We start from the raw sequence: 234 nt of genomic DNA, 5'->3' as shown, positions 1-234 counted from the left end.
AGCGATATCTGGCTGCCGGTCGCGGGGTTCGTCGAGTTTGCGTTCAGAAGGAAATACTGGTTGCCGCTGCCGGTGCCCGGATCGATGTCCTTGGTCAACAGACCCTTTGACGCATCGCGCGTATCGATCATGACCAGGCTCGATGACGGAAAGCTGATGTTCTGCGGGTAGAACTGTCCGTTGGCGCCGCGGATATAGCCGCCAATCACCGAGCGGGTATCGGGAATGACAGAG

General features: G+C 58.5%; 1 protein-coding gene. It reads right to left on the bottom strand.

From position 1 onward, the window contains the following. Positions 1 to 234, bottom strand: a 234-nt coding sequence (locus SB772_RS45720) for a hypothetical protein (protein WP_410839240.1), incomplete at both ends; no start/stop codon positions are given.

Origin of the sequence: Paraburkholderia sp. SIMBA_030 (assembly GCF_046535245.1) — a bacterium.
Taxonomy (GTDB): Bacteria; Pseudomonadota; Gammaproteobacteria; order Burkholderiales; family Burkholderiaceae; genus Paraburkholderia.
This window is presented reverse-complemented; position numbering and strand designations above follow the sequence as displayed.